At 32.5% G+C, this 17,682-nt stretch carries 17 protein-coding genes and 1 tRNA gene; 6 read left to right on the top strand and 12 right to left on the bottom strand.

All coding sequences use genetic code 11. The annotated features are described in order from the left end of the window. Positions 1-19: 19 nt before the first annotated feature. The 5 genes from MK851_RS11635 to MK851_RS11615 form a co-directional block, all read right to left on the bottom strand. Positions 20-1,093, bottom strand: a complete 1,074-nt coding sequence (locus MK851_RS11635) for an efflux RND transporter periplasmic adaptor subunit (protein ID WP_320244095.1) — start codon at positions 1,091-1,093, stop codon at positions 20-22. 119 nt (positions 1,094-1,212) lie between these two features. Beyond that, on the bottom strand, positions 1,213-2,523 hold the full coding sequence (locus tag MK851_RS11630; RefSeq protein WP_303510045.1) for a TolC family protein: 1,311 nt from the start codon (positions 2,521-2,523) through the stop codon (positions 1,213-1,215). Between the two features lie 116 nt (positions 2,524-2,639). Next, a complete protein-coding gene (gene cydB / locus MK851_RS11625) occupies positions 2,640-3,716 on the bottom strand; it encodes a cytochrome d ubiquinol oxidase subunit II (RefSeq protein ID WP_320244093.1) in 1,077 nt (358 codons plus the stop codon). Between the two features lie 3 nt (positions 3,717-3,719). Further along, complete coding sequence (locus MK851_RS11620) at positions 3,720-5,048, bottom strand: cytochrome ubiquinol oxidase subunit I (RefSeq protein WP_320244092.1); 1,329 nt, start codon at positions 5,046-5,048, stop codon at positions 3,720-3,722. 274 nt (positions 5,049-5,322) lie between these two features. Continuing rightward, on the bottom strand, positions 5,323-5,955 hold the full coding sequence (locus MK851_RS11615) for a Crp/Fnr family transcriptional regulator (protein WP_303510037.1): 633 nt from the start codon (positions 5,953-5,955) through the stop codon (positions 5,323-5,325). Positions 5,956-6,098: 143 nt separating this feature from the next. Between MK851_RS11615 and MK851_RS11610 the strand changes: the two genes are divergently transcribed. Beyond that, entirely contained in the window at positions 6,099-6,518 is a 420-nt protein-coding gene (locus MK851_RS11610; RefSeq protein WP_320244089.1) for a CBS domain-containing protein, read from the top strand. A gap of 362 nt (positions 6,519-6,880) precedes the next feature. Here the strand turns inward: MK851_RS11610 and rpe are convergent, their stop codons facing one another. After that, positions 6,881-7,537: a ribulose-phosphate 3-epimerase gene (gene rpe / locus MK851_RS11605; RefSeq protein ID WP_303510031.1), complete on the bottom strand. Its 657-nt coding sequence runs from the start codon at positions 7,535-7,537 to the stop codon at positions 6,881-6,883. A gap of 149 nt (positions 7,538-7,686) precedes the next feature. Further along, positions 7,687-8,550 (bottom strand): RNA polymerase sigma factor RpoD/SigA, encoded by an 864-nt coding sequence (locus MK851_RS11600; RefSeq protein WP_028891227.1) that lies wholly within the window; start codon positions 8,548-8,550, stop codon positions 7,687-7,689. 219 nt (positions 8,551-8,769) lie between these two features. On the opposite strand from MK851_RS11600, the gene MK851_RS11595 reads away from it, so the two are divergent. The 3 genes from MK851_RS11595 to MK851_RS11585 are packed head-to-tail and all read left to right on the top strand — an operon-like array spanning position 8,770 to position 10,392. Then, positions 8,770-9,339 (top strand): RNA polymerase sigma factor, encoded by a 570-nt coding sequence (locus MK851_RS11595; protein ID WP_115901773.1) that lies wholly within the window; start codon positions 8,770-8,772, stop codon positions 9,337-9,339. A gap of 6 nt (positions 9,340-9,345) precedes the next feature. Next, a complete protein-coding gene (locus MK851_RS11590; RefSeq protein ID WP_115901772.1) occupies positions 9,346-9,531 on the top strand; it encodes a hypothetical protein in 186 nt (61 codons plus the stop codon). Positions 9,532-9,573: 42 nt separating this feature from the next. Then, positions 9,574-10,392: a mechanosensitive ion channel family protein gene (locus MK851_RS11585; RefSeq protein ID WP_303510019.1), complete on the top strand. Its 819-nt coding sequence runs from the start codon at positions 9,574-9,576 to the stop codon at positions 10,390-10,392. 296 nt (positions 10,393-10,688) lie between these two features. Here MK851_RS11585 and MK851_RS11580 read toward each other — a convergent pair whose 3' ends face one another. From MK851_RS11580 to MK851_RS11560, 5 genes are all read right to left on the bottom strand, one after another. Further along, positions 10,689-11,387, bottom strand: coding sequence for a porin family protein (locus MK851_RS11580; protein WP_303510016.1), 699 nt, complete (start codon positions 11,385-11,387; stop codon positions 10,689-10,691). 1 nt (position 11,388) lies between these two features. Then, positions 11,389-12,117 carry a bifunctional demethylmenaquinone methyltransferase/2-methoxy-6-polyprenyl-1,4-benzoquinol methylase UbiE gene (gene ubiE, locus MK851_RS11575; protein WP_320244081.1) on the bottom strand — a complete coding sequence of 243 codons (729 nt, stop codon included), beginning with the start codon at positions 12,115-12,117 and terminating at the stop codon, positions 11,389-11,391. Between the two features lie 24 nt (positions 12,118-12,141). After that, on the bottom strand, positions 12,142-13,035 hold the full coding sequence (locus MK851_RS11570) for a NifU family protein (RefSeq protein WP_303510012.1): 894 nt from the start codon (positions 13,033-13,035) through the stop codon (positions 12,142-12,144). Between the two features lie 99 nt (positions 13,036-13,134). Continuing rightward, on the bottom strand, positions 13,135-14,529 hold the full coding sequence (locus MK851_RS11565) for an OmpP1/FadL family transporter (protein WP_320244078.1): 1,395 nt from the start codon (positions 14,527-14,529) through the stop codon (positions 13,135-13,137). A gap of 48 nt (positions 14,530-14,577) precedes the next feature. Next, on the bottom strand, positions 14,578-15,729 hold the full coding sequence (locus tag MK851_RS11560) for a hypothetical protein (protein ID WP_320244076.1): 1,152 nt from the start codon (positions 15,727-15,729) through the stop codon (positions 14,578-14,580). A gap of 147 nt (positions 15,730-15,876) precedes the next feature. On the opposite strand from MK851_RS11560, the gene proS reads away from it, so the two are divergent. Both proS and MK851_RS11550 read left to right on the top strand, forming a co-directional pair. Then, positions 15,877-17,355 carry a proline--tRNA ligase gene (gene proS / locus MK851_RS11555; RefSeq protein WP_320244074.1) on the top strand — a complete coding sequence of 493 codons (1,479 nt, stop codon included), beginning with the start codon at positions 15,877-15,879 and terminating at the stop codon, positions 17,353-17,355. Positions 17,356-17,430: 75 nt separating this feature from the next. Beyond that, positions 17,431-17,502 (top strand) — tRNA-Glu (locus MK851_RS11550). Positions 17,503-17,682 lie beyond the last annotated feature (180 nt).

The raw sequence follows: 17,682 nt of genomic DNA, 5'->3' as shown, positions 1-17,682 counted from the left end.
ATTCATTTTCAAATTGATTTTATTGAATTGTAATGTTCGCTCCGTTGTAAAGTTTACCTTCAGAAGAAACAATGTAGCTTTCATTGGTTGATAAGCCTGATAAAACTTCTACTTGATTTCCAAAAGTTCTTCCTAAGCGTAACCAACGCAACACAGCAGTATTACTTTGACTTACCGTATAAATTCCTGATAGTTGTCCTTTGTGTACTAAAGCTTCTGAGGGAATTAAAACCATATCAGTACTTTTTTGTGTTTTTTCAATAGGAAACTGTACCGTTGCAAACATTCCTGATAATAATTTGATATTGGTTTTATCTAGGTTAATTTTAACTAAGTATTGTCCACCAGTATTTTTTGCTGAGGTACTAACTTCCGATACGTTACCTGTAACTGTTTTGTTGATTGATTTGATAGTTACATCAACCTTTGTATCCTTTTTAATTTGAGAAATATCACTTTCTGGTACTAACGCAGTTACTTCAAATCCGCCTTTTCCTTCTACAGAAATTAAGGGCATTCCAGGATTCGCCATTGCACCTTTATCAATAAATTTGTTCGTTACTACTCCTGAAAATGGAGCTCTAATATTAGTATAAGCAAACTGAGAGTTGATTTCATTTCTTAGCTGTTTTGCTGCTTCTAAATTCGCTTTGGCAATATTGTAATGAACAGTGATATCGTCAAATTCTTTTTGAGAAGCACTGTTCTGTTCAAATAAGTTTTTAAAACGATTGTAATCTTTTTCAGCACTTGAAAATCCTGCTTTTGCTTTAATAATATTGGCTTCTACTTGTGCTTTTTTGGCTTGTAAATCACTGTTATTGATAGATATTAATAATTGACCTTTATTTACCTTATCACCAACTTTTACATGTATGTTGGTTACATAGCCCATCATACGAGTACTTAATTCAGCACTATTGGTAGCTTCCACTTTTCCGCTTGCTGTTATAAATGGATTGGTATCATTAGCGGTTACTTTAGTAATTTTTACAGCTACCGTTGGTTTGTTGCCATTATTTGTTGTTTCTTTTTTACCACAACTTATTGCTAAGAGTGATGTGGCAAGAGCGATTGTATATATGGTTTTCATTTGTTCGTTTTTACTATTGATTATTTTTTAGTTTACTACCTCAAAGCAAACCTACGAGGTGTCCAAAGGAAATTGATTTAAAAAAATCGACACAAGTGTCGGAGCATTTTAAATCTCACTTAGTGAGTTAAAAAATGTAAATAAGCTTTGGTATAGTTATATTGATATACAGTTTGGTAATATTCTAATTGTTTTTGAGCGTATTGTGTTTCAGCAGTTAATAAATCGGCCGTTTTCTCTAATCCTTCTTTAAATCTGTTTTTTCTGATTCGTAAGGCTTCTTCTGATTGTTTTAAAGCTAATTCGGTTAACTTTAATTGTTCCTTAGCATCGTTTAACAATCGTTTAGTGTTGTTTAACTCTAATTGACTTTTAGATTTGTACTGTTCGTATTCTAATCTTGATTTTTCATACTGAGCTTTACTTTTTTGTGCTTTTCCGTAGCGTTTAGAGCCTTTGAAAATATCCCAAGTTAATTGTGCTCCAACTACATAACCACTTGCATCTGCATTGAAAATTTTATCATCGTATAATTCGTAACTACCAAAAGCATTTAAGCGTGGAAGAAAATCCATTTTATCGGCTTTGTGCATTTTTTGATAAGCCTCAGAAGCTAATTCCATAGCTTTAATATCTGAACGTTTTTCAGAAATAGTAACGTCAGCTAGTTGATTCGTTAAGTGTACTTGCAAACTATCTGAAGGTTCATAAATGTTGTTTTGTGTTTCATTCATTAAAAAAGACAAATAGTTAGAAGCATTTAGTACATTGCTTTTTGCTGTTTGTAACTGGTTTTTTACTTCAGTAACTCTAACTTCAACAGCTAGTACATCTGCACGTTGTAAATATCCCTGCTTAAAGCTGTTTTCTGCCATTTGTTGGTTTGCTTCTGCAGCTTTTAATGCTTTTTCTAATACTGAAACTCCCTTGTGAGCTAATTGCAATTGCATGTATGCTTTTTCTACTTCAAGTAATAAGTATTCTTGAGTACGTTGTGTTTGCAAGTTGGTTGCTTCCATTTTAGTTTTAGCAGCCTTACGTTGGTAAATACCGTCTAAATTCACTAAAGGTTGTTGTACTTCAATTTTAGTAGCGAAGTTTTGTGTTCGTTTCGGGTTATTTAATAAATCAGGATTGAAATCTGCCTGTGTTAAAATTTCCTGATTCAACTTACTACCAAATGTCATTAGCGGATTCGTAGTTATAATTCCTGTATGAGAAGCAGTAATATTTGGCAAGAACACAGCGTTGGTTTGCTTGTAATCGGCACGTGCTTGCTGATAGTTTTGTTCAGCTATTTTTAAAGAGGTATTATTTTCCTGAACTCTTTTCAAAACCTCACTTTTGGAAATGGAAGTTTTAGTTTGAGCTAGGGTAGTAGCAGTTATAAAAAGTGCTAGCGTAAATAAACGAATATATGATGTTTCCATTTTTACTGTTTTATAACAGCAAATTTAGTGGGAACATATACGGTAGTCAGTAACTTTAGTTACAGAGTCGTATGGTTTTAAAAGGTATGCCTTAAGTAAGCTTATGTTAAAATAGGCTAATGTTCGCCATAGTCTACATCATCCATTTTTCCTTTAAAAACTTTATACTGAATAACAAAATAAACAACTACTAGTATCGCAGCTATAAAAAACCAATTTAAACCTACAGACAAACCATACTCGTTAGCAGCTACATTGTAAATTGTTAAATCAGGATTGATGCTATTGGTTGAAGGTAAAACTTTAGGGAAAATTGATGCTACTGTAGTTGCTAAACCTCCCAATAAAAACAAAGAAGAATATAAAAATCCAGTGATGTGTTTTGTGTACTTTTTTACGTTGAATAAACCAAATAACCCTACAAAAGTTAGTAGAGGGAAAATCAATAGAAAAGGGTGCTCTATGAAATTATGAAATGGTTTAGGTTCTATAACATGCCAAGCGATTAATGAAATAATTACTAAGCCTAATAAAACAAAAGAAAGAGCAAAAATAACTTTCTTTAGCTGGTTGTTAATACTAGCATTGGTTTTGAAAATAACCCAATTGGCACCATGGATAGTTAGTGATACAACTGCAATAATTCCCAGAAGTAAAGTAAACCAGTCTATAACACCAAGTGTTTCAGAATGAGGAGAGAATTCAGAATTCCATAAAGGGAGGAAAAAGTAATGTGCCTCATGAGTAGAAACACCATCTACAACGTTACCTAGATTAACACCACGTACAACATTTCCTAGTGCCACTCCAAAAAATAAGGCGAGAAGTAGACTGGCAATTCCAAAAGCTTTGTCCCAAATGCTTTCCCATATTCTATTGTGTATTTGTCCACGTAACTCTAAACCAATAGCTCTAAAAATTAGTAGCCATAAAACCATCATTAAAGGAAGATAAAAACCACTAAATGAAGAAGCATATAAAGTAGGGAAAGCAAAAAAGAGGACACCTCCCGCAGCGATTAACCATACTTCGTTCGCATCCCAAAAAGGACCTATTGCTTTTACGACTTTCTTTTTATCTTCTTCTTTTTTAGCAAAGAATAAGTGAATAATTCCTGCTCCAAAATCATAACCATCTAAAATAACATAAATGGCCAACATCGTAACTAATACTATATACCAAAAAAGTTCCATAATTTAATGTGTTGTTTGAGGTCCTTTGTTAATGATTTTTCCTGCTAAAATTAGAAATAACATTCCTAATAGTAGATATAATCCGATAAATCCTAAAAGAGTAAATAAAGTGTTTCCTGAGGATACTGTAGGAGATGCTCCAGCAGACGTTCGTAGTAAATTATAAACTAACCAAGGTTGACGGCCAAGTTCAGCAGTATACCAACCAGTAGTGTTGGCAATATATGGGAATGGAATCATGAAGAGTAAAGACCATAAAATCCATTTTGTTTGATATAATTTTTTTCTGAATAATTGTACAATGCTAGCTAACATTAATGCAATAAAAATAGTTCCTAAACCTACCATTATATGATATGCATAATACAAACCCGGTATGTTTGTTGGGTAGTTTTTTTCATCAAACTCATTGAGTCCTTTAATCTCTGCATTCCATTCTTGATAGGTTAAAAAGCTCAAGATGTTAGGCACAGCTATTTTATTATCTAATTTTTTTTCCAGCATATTTGGTTGTCCAATTAGCACTATTTCAGAACCTCCTTTTTCTGTTTCAAATATTCCTTCCATAGCGGCAAAGGTTATAGGTTGATATTTGACAACATTTTTAGCGGCTAAATCACCTGTAGGAAAAGCAACCAGAATAGATGCTATAACTCCAAAAATAACTCCAGTTTTTAAAAATAATTTTCCAAATTCAACATGCTTTTTATTTAAAAGATAAAGAGCTCCAATACCAGCTACTACGAAAGAACTTGTTACCAAGGAAGCAGCCTGATTGTGCAAATAAGAAGGCCATAACCATGGGTTTGAGAATAAGGCTGAAAAGTTATTTAATACAAACTTACCGTTGGCCAGTATTTCATATCCTACAGGGTTTTGCATCCAAGAATGTGTAGCTATAATTAGAAAACCACTTGCCCAAGAGCCTAAAAAGACAAGGAATCCAGTTAAAAAGTGAAGTTTGTGTCCTAGTTTTTTCTCTCCAAATAAAAATAGCCCTAAAAAGGAAGATTCTAAGAAGAAAGAAAACATTCCTTCCATGGCTAATGTTTGACCTATAATACCACCAGTAAGTTCAGAGAATTTTGCCCAATTAGTTCCAAATTGAAATTCCATAGGGATTCCAGTGACAACTCCCATAGCAAAGTTTAATGCAAATATTTTCATCCAAAACTTAGCAGCATCGTTGTATTTTTCAATTTTAGTCCTTAAAAATTTCCATTTGAAGAAAACTATCATGAGTGATAGTCCCATGGTTAATTGCGGAAATAAGTAGTGAAAGGTAATGGTAAAAGCAAATTGCATTCTATCATAAAAGAGCATGTCTTCCATATTGAAGATAGTTTATGAGATTATTAAATAAGAACGTTTTTTGTAGTAGATAAAGTGTTATAAAAATAACGATATTATTTCATATAACCGTTAATAATAGTACCCAAATCGTTTTATATAACATTCCCGATTGTTGCCATAATAGCTTATTTTCTTTAAAAAAGTATAAAAATGGGAACTCCTTTGTTTATTTTAGAAAATTTACTCATCGTTTTAATATTTACCATAAAGGTAGAACGATCCTCTTAAAAAAAATGTAACTTAAGTTACAAGATTAAAGTTCTAACACTTTAACTTGATTTCTATTTAGTTCTATTTTATCTTGCTTTTCTAAGGCTTTTAAAAGTCTTGAAATAACTACTCTAGAAGTGTGTAAATCGTTAGCTATTTGTTGGTGTGTTACGCTAATTGTTTCATTTTGATTTACTAAGGCTTTGTCTTTTAGGTATTTTAATAAACGTTCATCCATGTTTAAAAAAGCAATAGTGTCAATAGCATCAATGAACTCTTGTAATCTACTATGGTAGCTATGCAAAATAAATTCTTGCCAGTTTTTATACTTGCTTAGCCATTCACTCATTTTTTGTTTAGGAATCATCAATAGTTTTACATCGGTTTCAGCCACAGCTTTGATTTTACTTTTAGTTTGCCCCATACAGCACGAAAGGGTCATGGCGCAAGTGTCTCCCTTTTCTATATAGTATAAAACTAAGTCGTCTCCTTCTTTATCCTCACGTAAAATTTTTATGGCACCACTTAATAACAGAGGGATAGAAGTAATGTAACTGCCAATATCAATAATAACTTCATTAGCTTTTACTTCTTTAGCTATAGCAACATCAGCTATTTCTTTTAATAATGCTTCCTCAAATAAATAACCGTAGTATTTCTGTAAATCTTCTATCAAGATAAAATGTTTTTGTAAAAATAGTTAAATAATTACATTTTTAGATAGAAATAAAATAGATGAAAATCTATGATTTTAATCAGGTTTATACTTGTTTTTATTACTGAAATTTGAAGTAAATAATAACACAAAACCTTACAAAGATGAAAAAAAGAATACCAGTTTCTGTTATAATGACTAAAGATGTAATTACATTAAGTAGTACTGATGATTTAATGACGGCAGAGAAAATATTTAAAAAAGAACATATACGACACATTCCAGTAGTTAGTGGAAATGAAATAAAAGGAATGTTAAGTTATACAGACTTATTACGAATAAGTTTTGCAGATGCAGTTGATGGAAATGAAACCGACGTTGATACTGTAGTGTATAACATGTTTACAATAGACCAGGTAATGGCAAAAAACCTGGAAACTGTAAATTCTAGTACTACAATTAAAGAAGTTGCAGAGATTTTAGCAAAAAAAGAGTTTCATGCTTTGCCAGTTGTTGATAATAATGAATTAGTAGGGGTTGTAACTACCACTGATTTAGTTTATTACCTATTAGAGCAGTTTTAGCTTTGGTAGAAGGAGATTAGTAAGGTTAAAATTATGGATAAGCCTTACTTTTATTACGGTTTTTTAGGAGATAAGTTCTGCTTAAGGTCTTGTTTTTTGAGAAGATTAAAACATTTTGTTGTGTTGAAAAATATTACAAATTTAGGTTTGATTCTAAATAAGTCAGAGCAAAAATCCATTCAAGGTGGATGGACTTACGTAATGTGTACTAGATGTGAACCTCTTCCTTCAGGTTATATTTGTATGAATGAGATTTTTTGCGAGCCTAATTAAAAAAGTAAAAAGCTATATAATTTATGTTATATAGCTTTTTTAGTTAAAAAATAGTGTAGTTTAGACACGATTGTTTTTTAAAAGTAGTCTTAATTTATAATAGCTTTTAAATTTTCAATTGTTTCGGTAGGGTTATCACTTTTGAAAACAAAACTACCAGCAACTAACACATCAGCACCAACTTCTACAAGTTTATTAGCGTTTTGGTCAGTTACACCACCGTCAATTTCAATTAGAGTAGAAGATTCACTAAATTGAATTAAGTTTTTTAACTGTTGAATTTTTTTGTAAGTATTTTCAATGAATGATTGTCCTCCAAATCCTGGGTTTACACTCATAATACAAACTAAATCTAAATCTTTAATAATATCTTCTAAAACTGCGATAGGTGTATGTGGGTTTAAAGCAACCCCAGCTTTCATGCCAGCTGCTTTTATTGCCTGAATAGTTCTGTGTAAGTGTGTACAAGTTTCATAGTGTACCGTTAAAATGTCGGCACCCAAATCTGCAAAAGTCTGAATGTAGCGATCAGGATCTACAATCATTAAATGTACATCAATTGTTTTAGTAGCGTGTTTTGTAATTGACTTTAAAACGGGCATTCCAAAAGAAATATTTGGAACAAAAACACCGTCCATAATGTCAATATGAAACCAATCTGCTTTACTATTATTAACCATTTCAACATCACGTTGTAGGTTTCCAAAATCAGCCGCTAAAATTGATGGGGCTACAAGTTTTTCCATTAATATATAAGTTGTTGTGTTGTTATTATGTGCAAATATAGTTAAAACTAAGGGCATTAAAATCAAAAAGAAAGCTCTCATATTTGAGAGCTTTCATTCATTAATCAAAAACTAATAGTTACGATAACTATTTGTTGTTGTTTATATTATTAGCCTAAGTAGGTCATTAAAATCTTACTACGTGATGTGTGTTTTAATCTTCTGATAGCTTTTTCTTTAATTTGACGTACACGTTCACGAGTTAAATCAAATGTTTCACCAATTTCCTCTAAAGTCATTGGTTGGTGCTCTCCTAAACCAAAGTATAATTTTACTACATCAGCCTCACGAGGTGTTAACGTTTCTAACGCACGATTAATCTCAATACGTAAAGATTCGTGTAGTAAAGTTTTATCAGGATTTGGTGATTCACCCGAGTTTAATACGTCATATAAGTTAGAATCTTCGCCCTCTATTAAAGGGGCATCCATTGATACGTGACGACCTGAGTTTTTCATTGACTCTTTAACATCATTAACAGTCATGTCTAATTTCTTAGCAATTTCCTCAGCACTTGGTGGGCGCTCGTTTTCTTGCTCTAAGAAAGCATACATCTTATTAATTTTGTTTATGGAACCAATTTTGTTTAATGGTAAACGTACAATACGAGATTGCTCAGCTAAAGCTTGTAAGATAGATTGACGAATCCACCATACTGCGTATGATATAAATTTAAATCCACGAGTTTCATCAAAACGTTTCGCAGCTTTAATTAATCCTAAGTTACCTTCGTTAATTAAATCAGGTAATGTTAATCCTTGGTTTTGGTATTGTTTTGCAACTGATACAACAAAACGTAAGTTAGCCTTGGTTAGTTTTTCAAGGGCTCTTTGGTCACCAGCTTTAATTCTTTGTGCTAATTCAACTTCTTCATCAGCAGTAATTAAATCTACCTTTCCTATTTCTTGCAAATATTTATCTAAAGACGCGGTTTCTCTGTTGGTAACCTGTTTTGTAATTTTAAGTTGTCTCATCTACTTCAAGTGTATTTTTAATTTATCAATCAGTCTACATTATCTTATACGTATGCAATTAAAATAATGTTACAAAGTTTTTTGTATTTCTTGAAAAATTTCGTCTCTTTGTTAAAGAAATGTTAAAATCTGTTGTTTGAGCAATAATTGAGTGACCATCTGGTAGAGTAGGTGTCTAAATTAATGTGTAACTAAGAAGGAAACTAACTGTACTGCCCCTTGGAGAGTATTGATGTAAAAAAAATAAGCGACGAAGATTTAGTTCGTAAAATAGTAGAGAAAAATGATACTCATTTGTTTGCTGTTTTATACGATCGTTACGCTGGTGTGGTGTATAATAAGTGCTATGGGTTTTCCAAAAGTAAAGAAGAGGCTCAAGATTTAACACATGATGTATTTATTCGTTTATTTGTTAAATTGAGAACTTTTAAAGGAAAATCTAAGTTTTCTACTTGGTTATATTCTTTTACTTACAATTTTTGTGTTAATTATGTACAGAGAAATAAAGAGAAGAAAAAAGAAAGAGTAACGGTAGTAACAGATGAAATAAGAGAGGAAAGTAATATTGATGATATAGATGACGCTACACTGTTCGAGTTAAAGTCAGATAAATTAGCTAAAGCACTAGAAATGATTTCTCCTTTAGAGAAAATGATTTTATTAATGAAGTATCAAGATGAAATGAGTATTAAAGATATTTCAATAGGATTAGATTTAGGGGAAAGCGCAGTAAAAATGCGATTAAAAAGAGCTAAAGCGAAAGTGGTGAAAGCGTATAACGAATTGTAATAAATTATGGATAATCCATTTAAAAAAATATTACATAACGAAGAATTGCCAGAAGTACTAAAAGATAAGGTGCTTAATGATGTGGCAATGATAAAGCTATCAATAGATATGGCTGATTTATTCGTGGTTAAATACCCCAGTGCAATTGTTGATTTAATTGGGGGTACAGAACCAAACGGAAAAAAGAAGTGAAGTAATCCAGACTAACCAAATATACCACTATACATAAAAGTTATGAGTTTTTTAAAGATAGATTTTTTAACCCCTTTTAAGAATATTTTTCAAGATATAGTAGATTCACTACCAACAGTAGCGGGTTTTTTAGCTTTTGTAATCCTCTCTTGGCTTATTATAAAGGTCTTTTTATACCTTGTTAGAAAAGCATTAGCAAAAACAAAAATAGATGAATGGTCAAAGAAACTTAGACAGACAGAAATTTTTGGAAGTAGTACGATAAACATCGTGCTTACCAATGTTATCTTGGCTGTGCTAAAGTGGTTTTTGATTTTTGTTTTTGTAATGGTCGGTGCCGAAATGTTTGGTTTAACTGTAGTATCCGATGGAATTAGAAGTTTTTTTGCGTATTTACCAAACCTATTAACAGCGGTAGGTATTTTTGTAGGTGGAACTTACTTAGGAACTATGGTGAAAAAAGCTATTCAATCCATGTTTAAATCTATTGAAGTTTCTGGAGGAAACCTAGTAGGCAATATTGCTTTTTATCTTATTGTTGTATTTTTATCTATAACAGCACTAGATCAAGCAGGAGTAGATACATCAGTAATTAAAAGTAATTTAACTCTTTTAATAGGGTCTGTGCTATTAGCTTTTACCTTAGCTTTTGGGTTTGGTGCAAGAGATGCTGTTTCAAGATTACTTTTTGGTTATTATTCTAGAAAAAATATTTCAATAGGAGAAAAAGTTATAATTAATGATATAGAGGGAGTTGTTGTAGCTATAGATAATATATGTATTACAATAAATACAGAAGCAGGAAAGGTTATTTTACCTATTAAAGATGTGGTTAACAATAAAATAGTTGTAAAAAAGTGATGAGATTAACATTTTTTTATATCTTTGAAAACGCTAAAAACAATGTTTTTAACAGTACGATAGATTTCGGGGGACTTCTATCCAACTAATAAAGAGTAATCTTTATGAAACAAGACCGCATTTTGCGGTCTTTTTTTGTGAGTTTTTTTTAAAAAAAATGTGACCTTAAAAAATAAAGTGTGTCTAATAAGTATAGAGTAATAAGATTTCGGGGGACTTCATATTATTTTTAAATGTAAAAAGGCTTTCTAAATTTAGAAAGCCTTTTTTTATTGTATGTGTTTTAGATAAAAATATTACTCAAAAGCTAAATGTAAAAACACTCCTCTAGTTCCTAGGAAATTAATAGGATCCGTCCATTGAGAAGAAGGTTTGTTGTCATATTTAACTTCATTGTTAATAGCAAAAACACCTCTTATTGAAGGAGAAAACTTAAAATAACTTAAATAAAAATCTACACCAATGCCAACTTCATACATAAAATTATTTGTTGTAGTCCTGAACTCACCAGCAAAGTTGTCATCACTATTTCTCTCATTGCTTGAAAAGTTATGGTCGTATGAAAGCCCTCCAATAACATAAGGTCTCATGTTATTAAGTCTGTTTGTGCTTAATTTTAAAAGGAGAGGTAAATGTAGGTAAGTGGCGCCTACTTCACGAGTGTTTATGTTATCTGCACCAGGAATATGTTTAAAACGCAATGTTTTCGTGTTAGACATTAATCCAGGTTCAAAACGAAGGTTAATGTTGTTATGTAGTCTTAAATCGGCAATTAAACCTACATTAAAACCAATAGATGACTCAATTTCAATTTCGGCATCGTCAAAATCACTAGGAGCATAGGAAATTTTGTAACCATTATTATTTGCACCTAGGTAGAAACCATAATGAAAAAGAGGTTTATCAAAACTAGGAAGTTTTAATATTTTTTCTCTTTGAGCTTGTGATGATAATGACACTACTAAAATTCCGAAAAGTAAAAGCTTTTTTAACATACTATTTTAAAGCGGTATAAATTGATGCAACACCAAATGTTACAGGTATATTCTTTGCATTCTTAAACCCGTTTTTTTGTAAAATATTGTTGAAAGCCTTTCCAAAAGGAAAAGTATTTGCTGTTTCTGATAAATATGAATACGCAACTTTATCTTTTGAAAAGAGTTTACCAATAATAGGTAAAATATAATTGGTATACAATTTATATCCTTGCTTAAAAGGAAATTTGATTGGGTTAGAGGTTTCTAATACCACAAATTTACCTCCAGGTTTTAATACCCGTAATATTTCGGTTAAACCTTTGTCTAAGTTTTCAAAGTTTCTAACTCCAAAAGAAACAGTAATTGCGTCAAAAGTATTATCAGGAAAAGGGATGCTTTCACTATCACCAACAATCATCTTAATTTTATTTGATAAGTTAGCTTTAGTTATTTTTTGTCTTCCTACTTGCAGCATTCCTTCAGAAATATCTAAGCCTACAATCTTTTCAGGGTTTAATTCAGACATCATCAAAGCTAAATCACCTGTACCAGTTGCTATATCTAAAATTTGTTGAGGATTATTTTCTCCTACTAATTTTACTACTTTTTTACGCCAACTAACATCAATTCCTAAAGAAATAACACGGTTTAATCCGTCGTAATCTTCAGAAATATTGTCAAACATTTGAGCAACTTGCTCTTTCTTTCCTAATTCAGAATTTTTATATGGTTTGATCTTTTCAGACATGTGTTTTATTTGGTTTACGGTTAACTACCCGTTAATAGCAACGACTTCATTAATTTGGTTAGGTAACATTTCTTTAAGCATGGTTTCAATACCATTTTTTAATGTTACTGTTGATGATGGACAACCACTACAAGCCCCTTGTAAAACAACACTTACTCTTTTGTTGTCGGCATCGTATGATTGAAATGCGATATTACCACCATCAGAAGCTACTGCAGGCTTTATATACTCATCTAAAATATCAACAATTTTAGCTTCAGTATCGGTTAAACTCTCTTTAGGAACTTCAACGTTTTGCGTAGTTTGTTGTTTAGGTAGTTCAGTAATGATTTTTTTACCTTCTTGTATATAGCTGCGAATAAAGGTACGTACTTCTTGGTACACTTCATTCCAATCAATCATGTCATACTTTGTGATTGATATGTAGTTTTCAGAAATGAAAATTTCTTTTACAAAAGGAAAGCTAAATAATGCTTGTGCTAAAGGAGAAGATTTGCTTGCTTCTTCAATGTTTTTGAATTCAACATCAGTTTGTGTTAAAGCTTTGTTGGTTCCAAATTTCATTACTGCTGGGTTTGGAGTAACCTCTGCATATACTTCAACAGCATCTTTCTTAGTAGTTTCTTCTTTTACTACAGAACTACCACTTTGTATATAAGCTTCTATTTGCTCGCGAACCTCTTCTTCAACATCGCTCCACTCAACAATATCATATCGTTGAATAGCAATGAAGTTAGCTGTAACTAATACTTTTTTCACAAAAGGAAGATGAAATAGCTGTTGTGCTAACGGAGAGTTTTTAGCCTCGTCTATATTATTGTATTCATAACTACCACCATTGACTAAAATTTTGTTACTAACAAACTTTAGAATGGTTTCGTTATTGGTTTCTTGTATGTTTATTTTTGTTGAACTCATAAGTTGTAAATAAGAAGCAAAATTACGGTAAAAAACTGAGAAATGGATATATAAAAAGTCCTGCATATAGCAGGACTCTTCTTCTATGTTTTTTATGAATTATAAACTGAAAGTAATTGTTCCAGAAATTCGTGATGTATCAGTTGTTAGTTCGATAGGATTCACATCAACAGCTGGTGAGTTGTATATATGATACGGACTGTTGTTTTCTGAATTAGTGTAAGATAAATCAAATTTAATGTTTCCAAAGTTATAACCAAGTCCTAATGAAAATCCAGAAATGTTATCATCGTCTAAAGCATTTTTATAAGGACTTTGCTCATAATGATAACCACCACGAACACTCATTTTGTCAAAACGCCACTCAGTACCAATATTTAAGGAGTGGGTACCTTTAAAGTCATTATCAAAGTTTTGATTAGTTTCTGTAAAAAAAGGATCGTTTTCTCTATATTTTGTACCACTGTAGTCTTTGTATGTATAATCAGCACTTATTAAACCTTGTTTGCCAAAAACAAATGCTGTACTAGCTGTAAGTTTACTTGGAGTTCGTAGTCTGAAAATGTTTGAGTTAAATTCTTCACCGCTATCTACATCAGTGTTTTGGTTTGTTGCTGAAATTTCTGTATAGCCTACCCAGTCATCATATCTAGAATCATTTGGGTCGAAAACATTCAAATTACTATCTTCAAAAACTTCGTTGTACCATGTAGGTGTTTCATAAGCTAATCCGAAACGGAAGCTTTGATTTACTTTGTATATAAAACCAGCACTAAAAGAAATTCCGCTACCTTCAAAGTAACTATCTTGAATGTTAAGAGCTGTTAAGGTGTTCCCATTATCATCCTCATTAACCTCTCTTAATTCGGTAACTTGACCAAAGCTAAAGTTATGAAACTTTATACTAGCTCCTGCATATAATTTGTTTAGATGTACAGCAGAGAATCCCATTTCAAAAATGCTACTCTCTCCATAGGTAGAATTAAAAAAACGTTGCTCTTGTCCATTGTCGTACTGATTTGTAATATCATCAGGGTGTTCATTGAATAATGCTTGACCACTATTACCTTGTGTAGAGAATGAACCTTCAAAATCACTTTTTAATCTATAATTAAAAGTTAAAGCAAAACGGTTCCAATCAGAGTTATGAGCAGAGTCGAAAGATAAAATACCACCAGCTTGGATAATATTAAAAAAATCATCCTCAGTTTCTACAGTATTTCCATAATATTTAGTCGAATAGGTGGTGTTTCTGTTACCTAGGGTTACTCCAAAAGTACTCTTAATAGCAACGGCACTACCAGCTGGGTTAATTCCAAAAGAAGATATGTCTCCACCTAATGCTCCAAAGGCTCCACTCATTGCTTCAAAACGAGCAGTTCCGTAATTACCGTCTTTTGAAAATAAAATTCCTAAATCATTGTAGCCTAGTGATTGTGAATAGGCAGTATATGTACTGGCGATAATTATCGCGAAGGTTAAAATTTTTTTCATTTTTTTCATTAATTCGTTAAAAACTTATCTTGAAATCTGACAGTAAGATTATCTTTTAGAACTTCTTGATGAGCTTCTGCTACTTCCTCTTGAGTTACTTCTTGCAGAAGAATTACTTCTAGTGCTTCTTGATGGAGCTGAATAGCTACGAGAGCTTCTAGAAGGTTTAGAGTAACTTCTAGAATTCTTTGCTGATGTTGCTCGACGATCACCATTATTACTGGAAGCCCTAGAATTTCCTCTTGAGCTTCTTGTAGAACGTGGTGTGCCTTTGTAGCTACGAGTAGATCTACTATTACCATTAGAGTTGTACCTTCTTGTTCTAGTTGATCGTTTGATGCTTCTATTGTTAGAGTTGTTTCCTCTTCTTGTATTATAGCTTCGCGTATTTCTTGTAGAGCGAGTGTTATTGCGGTAGGTTCTACCATTACTTCTTCTGTAAACATTAGAAGAACGTCTTGAAGTTGTAGTTCCTCTACGACCAGAAGTGTAACCTCTTCTAGAGGTTGTTGCAGTTCTGTGCCCTCTATAATAGTTAGCGCCTCTATAAGGACGTTTATAATAACGATTGTTATAGTATCTATATGGCCTATAATGATTGTACCTGTAATAAGGAGAGTTCCAGTAAGAGTTATAATAAATTCCACCTAAACCAACATAAAGACCAGAGTTCCAATGGTAAGGGTGCCAGTAAGAGTTATATCCCCAACCGCCATAGTAGCGAGACCTCCACCAAGGTCTATGATAATTGTATCCATAGCCATAATCCCAATCGTTGTAATAACCCCATCTTGGATAAGTATTGATATTTATAACCACATCATTATTATCAGAATAACCCCAAGGTTCATTTCCGTTATATGTAATTCTTGTTTCAGGCTCTTCTTCATAAATAATATCTTCATCATCATAAGAGTCCACACTTTCAGACTTATAATTTTCTATATCAGTGAAAATGTCGGTACCATTTAAAGCATCTAAACGTTCTACTTCTTTGGTGAAATAATTTTCTTGATATTCGTCATAAGCACGATCATCGGTAACAATCACTCTACGTTGAGGTTGCTCTATCTCATCAGCATAAATACCATCATCACTACCAGTAACCGTTTGTGCAGAACCACAAGATATAAATGTAGCTGCCATTAAAAATGATAGGATATAAAAAGGGAGTTTGGTTTTGGTGTAATATAGCTTCATGACTTCTTTTATTTTAGGTTAAAGCAAATTGTTTTTTTATGAGTTGCAAAAAATTAGTTCTTTGTTGGGCTTGTTACCTTTTTAATGTAGTTTTGCAGACACAATTTACGCATAAAAAATAACAATATTTATGCCAAACTTTTGAATATGAGCAAACATTTAACAAAAAGAGCCGAAGATTACTCGAAATGGTATAACGAATTGATTGTAAAAGCCGATTTAGCTGAAAACTCAGCAGTAAGAGGTTGTATGGTAATTAAGCCATACGGATTTGCAATTTGGGAAAACATGCAGAAAGAATTAGATAGAATGTTTAAAGAAACAGGACATCAAAATGCTTATTTCCCCCTTTTTGTGCCTAAAAGTTTGTTTGAAGCAGAAGAAAAAAATGCAGAAGGTTTTGCAAAGGAATGTGCGGTAGTTACGCATTATCGTTTACAAAATGACCCAAATAATGAAGGTAAATTACGTGTAGATCCTGAAGCTAAATTAGAAGAAGAATTGGTAGTTCGTCCTACTTCTGAAGCAATTATTTGGAATACTTATAAAGGTTGGATTCAATCGCATAGAGATTTACCGTTGTTAGTTAATCAATGGGCAAATGTTGTACGATGGGAAATGCGTACGCGTTTGTTTTTACGTACTGCAGAATTTTTATGGCAAGAAGGTCATACAGCACATGCAACAAAGGCAGAAGCAATAGCTGAAGCAAAGCAAATGCAAGAGGTGTATGCAACTTTTGCTGAGGAGTTTATGGCAATGCCAGTTGTTAAAGGAATAAAAAGTGAAAGCGAGCGTTTTGCAGGAGCAGACGATACCTTAACAATAGAAGCATTAATGCAGGATGGTAAAGCATTACAAGCTGGAACTTCACACTTCTTAGGGCAAAATTTCGCAAAGGCTTTTGATGTTAAGTATACATCTAAAGAAGGAAAGCAAGAATATGTATGGGCCACTTCTTGGGGGGTGTCAACACGTTTAATAGGTGGACTGATAATGACACACTCTGATGATGCAGGTTTAGTATTACCTCCAAAATTAGCACCAATTCAAGTTGTAATTGTGCCTATATACAAAGGGGAAGAGCAACTAAATGCTATTTCTGAGAAAGTTGAAGTAATTGTAAAAGAATTACGTATTAAAGGAATTTCTGTAAAGTTTGATGACAGAGACACATTCAGACCAGGAGCTAAGTTTGCTGAATACGAATTAAAAGGAGTACCTGTACGAATTGCTATGGGAGCTCGTGATTTAGAAAACGGGACTGTTGAGGTTGCTCGTCGAGATACTTTTGAAAAGCAAACTGTTTCTAGAGACGAAGTAGTTGATATAGTATCAAATTTATTAGAGGAAATTCAAGAAAATATTTTTAATAAAGCTTTAGCATATAGAAACGATCATATTACTGAAGTAAATTCTTTCGAAGAGTTTAAAGATGTGATAGAAAATAAAGGAGGATTTGTTTCTGCGCATTGGGATGGTACCATAGAGACTGAAGATAAGATTAAAGAGTTAACAAAAGCTACAATAAGATGTATTCCTAACGATGCACAGGAAGAGGCAGGTGTATGTGTGTTAACAGGAAAACCTTCAGCAAAAAGAGTGCTTTTTGCAAAAGCATATTAAAAAAATAAAAAAAAGCTTTGCGCAATAAAAAACAGTTTTTATATTTGCACCCGCAATCGTAAAAAAGATTGTTTTGGTCCGTTCGTCTAGGGGTTAGGACGCCAGGTTTTCATCCTGGTAACACGGGTTCGATTCCCGTACGGACTACAAGTTCTTTTGTTTCTTTTTAGTGTGAAAATAAAAGAAATAAAAAAATAATTTTTATTGCAAATAACAAAAAGAATTGTATATTTGCACCCGCAATCAGAATGATTGTTTTGGTCCGTTCGTCTAGGGGTTAGGACGCCAGGTTTTCATCCTGGTAACACGGGTTCGATTCCCGTACGG

The organism is Tenacibaculum sp. 1B UA (assembly GCF_033978845.1).
Lineage (GTDB): Bacteria > Bacteroidota > Bacteroidia > Flavobacteriales > Flavobacteriaceae > Polaribacter.
Note: the sequence above shows the minus strand (reverse complement) of the source record. Positions and strands in the feature narration are given on the sequence as shown.

Coding starts and splice junctions, on each gene's coding strand:
- MK851_RS11610 (WP_320244089.1), top strand. CDS start 6,099: ATGAAAAAAAGAATACCAGTTTCTGTTATAATGACTAAAGATGTAATT.
- cydB (WP_320244093.1), bottom strand. CDS start 3,716: ATGGAACTTTTTTGGTATATAGTATTAGTTACGATGTTGGCCATTTAT.
- MK851_RS11590 (WP_115901772.1), top strand. CDS start 9,346: ATGGATAATCCATTTAAAAAAATATTACATAACGAAGAATTGCCAGAA.
- MK851_RS11635 (WP_320244095.1), bottom strand. CDS start 1,093: ATGAAAACCATATATACAATCGCTCTTGCCACATCACTCTTAGCAATA.
- rpe (WP_303510031.1), bottom strand. CDS start 7,537: ATGGAAAAACTTGTAGCCCCATCAATTTTAGCGGCTGATTTTGGAAAC.
- MK851_RS11600 (WP_028891227.1), bottom strand. CDS start 8,550: ATGAGACAACTTAAAATTACAAAACAGGTTACCAACAGAGAAACCGCG.
- MK851_RS11580 (WP_303510016.1), bottom strand. CDS start 11,387: ATGTTAAAAAAGCTTTTACTTTTCGGAATTTTAGTAGTGTCATTATCA.
- ubiE (WP_320244081.1), bottom strand. CDS start 12,117: ATGTCTGAAAAGATCAAACCATATAAAAATTCTGAATTAGGAAAGAAA.
- MK851_RS11585 (WP_303510019.1), top strand. CDS start 9,574: ATGAGTTTTTTAAAGATAGATTTTTTAACCCCTTTTAAGAATATTTTT.
- proS (WP_320244074.1), top strand. CDS start 15,877: ATGAGCAAACATTTAACAAAAAGAGCCGAAGATTACTCGAAATGGTAT.
- MK851_RS11620 (WP_320244092.1), bottom strand. CDS start 5,048: ATGGAAGACATGCTCTTTTATGATAGAATGCAATTTGCTTTTACCATT.
- MK851_RS11630 (WP_303510045.1), bottom strand. CDS start 2,523: ATGGAAACATCATATATTCGTTTATTTACGCTAGCACTTTTTATAACT.
- MK851_RS11570 (WP_303510012.1), bottom strand. CDS start 13,035: ATGAGTTCAACAAAAATAAACATACAAGAAACCAATAACGAAACCATT.
- MK851_RS11560 (WP_320244076.1), bottom strand. CDS start 15,729: ATGAAGCTATATTACACCAAAACCAAACTCCCTTTTTATATCCTATCA.
- MK851_RS11565 (WP_320244078.1), bottom strand. CDS start 14,529: ATGAAAAAAATTTTAACCTTCGCGATAATTATCGCCAGTACATATACT.